This is a genomic window from Microcoleus sp. MON2_D5, from assembly GCF_036701905.1.
Taxonomy (GTDB): domain Bacteria; phylum Cyanobacteriota; class Cyanobacteriia; order Cyanobacteriales; family Microcoleaceae; genus Microcoleus.
In genome coordinates, this window is record NZ_JAUBRM010000204.1 from 1 (window position 1) to 3,124 (window position 3,124).

The window sequence follows — 3,124 nt, forward strand, 5'->3', positions numbered from 1 at the left end:
GGAGCCGTGTGAGGTGAAAGTCTCATGCACGGTTTTGAAGACCAGCGGGATTGGTGACACTCTCGCTGAGTTTAATCCCTCGCTGTACCCCGATCGCTTTGAAGAAGATTTAGAGCCAAAAAAAGAAAGTGGATTGCAACGCGGAGCCCAGCACCAAATCCATAGCTAGGCAGAACAAGAGGCGCAGTGTGACACGCTCGTAGTTGTGGTATCTGGGTTAGAAAGTGTTTAATCACCGCATTGGGCAACGGGCGTTCGTATTTTGTGTTTCCTAACGTCAAGGTTGTGCTACGGGATTTGTATGGGATGGAGCCAAAAGTTTTGAGTAAGGCAGTTTCGCGGGGAAAATTAAGTATTATCAATACGAGAGCGTGCTTGCTACAAATCATCCGCACCGCACCCAATCAAGGCATAGATTGCGCCGTTTGACAAAAGCGGCTCGCATTACTTGGAGGCTCACGCCGCCTTGATAAGTAGCCCAACAAAGGTTGTTGCAAGCAGCCACTACCTTCACAGTAGGTCGAACGATCGATTTTGTCGTTTCAATTCTACCTAGAGAATCAGGAAAACAAATTCAATGGCAAAAAAAGCAAAAAAGCTCTGGCTTTCTTCTCCTCCCAAACAGTCTAAACCTACAGTGCCTGATACTGAGAAACAATTAATCGAACAAAAATGTAATGAGTTAATTCAAACAGAATTTAAGCCCAAATATATCGACTCTCCACCCACAGACCATGATTTCAACTATCGAACGGATATCTTTGGCAAGTGGTATCGCAACTATTTTTACTTCTGCTCAACTTATAATTGTCCGAGTCCGAGGGCGATTTCCCCGTCTTTTGAGTCTCGCTCCGCCCGCCTAGAATATGTTGGGCCAGATTGTTTTAATGTGGCCTACATGAGACATACGGGGCAATGGTGGGAAATTCTGCATGGTTTGTCTTTAGAAGAATGTTTATCGGAAATTAGAAACAATCCCCTGTTACATCCTTAATCGTTGCTCTAATTGGCAATCGTTCTTTTAATTATCGAATTGGCTCTCCTGACGGAGTATTTTGTGTTTTCCAAGGTCAAGCCAATTCTGAATGATTTGTACGGGATGGAGCCAAAAATGTTATCAGGTGTTGAGTTGGCTCTGCGGGTACAGGATAAATGCGATTCGCAAGCAACAACTTACACGGATACCACCTCCGATTTATCTTGAATTCAGTTGGAGACAATCAATCATGGTGGTGGAGACGGTTATAGCGTTGGCTGCGGTTATGGTGGCGGTGGCCACGGTGGCGATCGAAAAAATCGATCGAGATCTTCAATGCTAAACAAGTCCACGGATTCAAAATATGACTTTTATGAAATTAAAGTTATGACTTTTATGAATTGACCGATTCTCTCGCTTATGGAATAATGTTAACTAATTTCAAATCAAGCATTCATTCTTTACCCAAAACTAAAGTGAATCTCAAATTATCAAAATCGCCCAACTAGATTTCCATTGTAAATATGATTTATGAATAAAAACGTCGGTCTAAATCCGTATTTTTAGCAGCATAAGAGGTTGAACAAAAGAATGTAATATCTACTTACTAATCTTGGCGATGTATTTATTAAAGCAACAATTTATCCGCTGGTTTAACGATAATGTTTACGTCATTAGAGAAGGGCAGTCGAGCTGGGTTTTTCATCCAAAATCAGGTCTAGGATGCCTTATATTTTTCCTACTTTTTGTGGTTTCCCTAATAATTAGTTTGGGAGTCACAAGTATTATGATTTTCAAAATCTATCCAATTGTGTTTTCAACCCTAATTACTCGACTGGGCATGGCCCCAGGGTTAGGTTTACCTCTCCTTATTGCAGTTTTTTTGGGGTACTTTATCAATTTACCACTTTTTCTATTGACAGCAAAGTGCCAATCAAAACAGCAAGTCAGCTTTGAACTACTTCCGCTTTTATTGTTCAAGCGTTGCTTACCTTCATACAAAGCCCCATCTAAAATTTAGGGTTATATTGGTTTAAATGTATCAGGAGGGTTGATTCCCATTATTTTGGCGCTTTACCAATTCCATCGCGTTCAACAAGAAGCAATTTTGATAGTAACGGCGGTCGTTGGGTTAATAAGTTACTTCTTAGTGACAATCATACCAGGAATAGCCATTGTTACTAAAACATCGAAGTTTTGGTTGATCACGATTGTTGCAGTTTTGTCAGCAATGGCATTGGTTGGTGACGGAGTGAATCGCTATGATGTGTCAGTTGCTTTTGCTGGGGGAGTATTGGGAACGACGATTGGAGCTGATTTACTACACCTAAAAGATGTTCGCCCCGAAATTGCTGCAACTCCCCTTAGTATCGGAGGTGCTTTCCTTGGATGATGGGATAGCGCAATGCGGTTTGTGCGCTTTAATAATAGCTGAATGGCTTCCTGCTACAATGGCTTGGTTATCTACTTATTTTCGGTAGATTCTTCTAGCATAATCGGCCATAATTTAGAGGAGTTGCAGCCGTAGGGCATACCGCCTATGACGCTTGCCTGCAAGTAAATTCGCTCTCCATCCCTGTGAAACAAGAATCCCTTCACATTAACGGCAGGGGTTTGTTAAATCGGGCGGTACATACCAGCCCCCGGTCAAAGACCACCAGCTTTCGCCGCATTGATTAAACCTGTAGAACTCTGTTATTCTGCTTTCTGCGGTAGCGGCGGATCTAAGTTCTAGTTTCGATGGGCGATCGCACTTTTCTAATTCCCACCGGATTTGACCGCTGCGATCGCCTTCGCCTAAAACTCCGGTATAAAAAGAGCGATTCGGAACTAATTAAATTTACATTGATTCAGGTTTGATACAGGGATTTTCAATAAACTCAATCAACTGATTTCCTAATTCCGTTATGTGATGAATGACTGCGAATTGAACCAGGCATTAATCACTCTTTGAACTTCTTGCTGTTGCAAAGGAATTACATGAAATCTTTCTTGAATAGCCCGTTCAAGTTCTTGGACAAAAATTGTTGCTGAACGTTTTTCTGTGAGTATCTTCAGCATCTCGAAAACTAGGGTGCATCTCACTTTTGCAAATATATGAAAAAAGCGCCAAAATGAAAAAGCTAGTAAAACTGTGAAAAAAGATGA

The 3,124-nt window shown here is 41.5% G+C and carries 4 protein-coding genes; 3 read left to right on the plus strand and 1 reads right to left on the minus strand.

Annotated features, from left to right (window positions below; all coding sequences use genetic code 11):
• The first annotated feature begins 577 nt into the window (after positions 1-577).
• From QUA47_RS30555 to QUA47_RS30565, 3 genes are all read left to right on the plus strand, one after another.
• Positions 578-994 carry a DUF3024 domain-containing protein gene (locus QUA47_RS30555; RefSeq protein WP_333433585.1) on the plus strand — a complete coding sequence of 139 codons (417 nt, stop codon included), beginning with the start codon at positions 578-580 and terminating at the stop codon, positions 992-994.
• Positions 995-1,085: 91 nt separating this feature from the next.
• The gene (locus tag QUA47_RS30560) at positions 1,086-1,319 is read left to right on the plus strand and encodes a hypothetical protein (RefSeq protein WP_333433586.1); all 234 of its coding nucleotides are present in this window, start codon (positions 1,086-1,088) and stop codon (positions 1,317-1,319) included.
• A gap of 684 nt (positions 1,320-2,003) precedes the next feature.
• Positions 2,004-2,369 (plus strand): DUF1614 domain-containing protein, encoded by a 366-nt coding sequence (locus QUA47_RS30565; RefSeq protein ID WP_333433588.1) that lies wholly within the window; start codon positions 2,004-2,006, stop codon positions 2,367-2,369.
• A 512-nt stretch (positions 2,370-2,881) separates the two neighbouring features.
• Here the strand turns inward: QUA47_RS30565 and QUA47_RS30570 are convergent.
• The coding region (locus QUA47_RS30570; protein WP_333433587.1) for a hypothetical protein at positions 2,882-3,124 on the minus strand (243 nt) is incomplete at its 5' end.

What these genes read in the sequence shown, in the direction of transcription:
- QUA47_RS30560 (WP_333433586.1), top strand. Translation starts at nt 1,086, where the DNA reads ATGATTTGTACGGGATGGAGCCAAAAATGTTATCAGGTGTTGAGTTGG.
- QUA47_RS30555 (WP_333433585.1), top strand. Translation starts at nt 578, where the DNA reads ATGGCAAAAAAAGCAAAAAAGCTCTGGCTTTCTTCTCCTCCCAAACAG.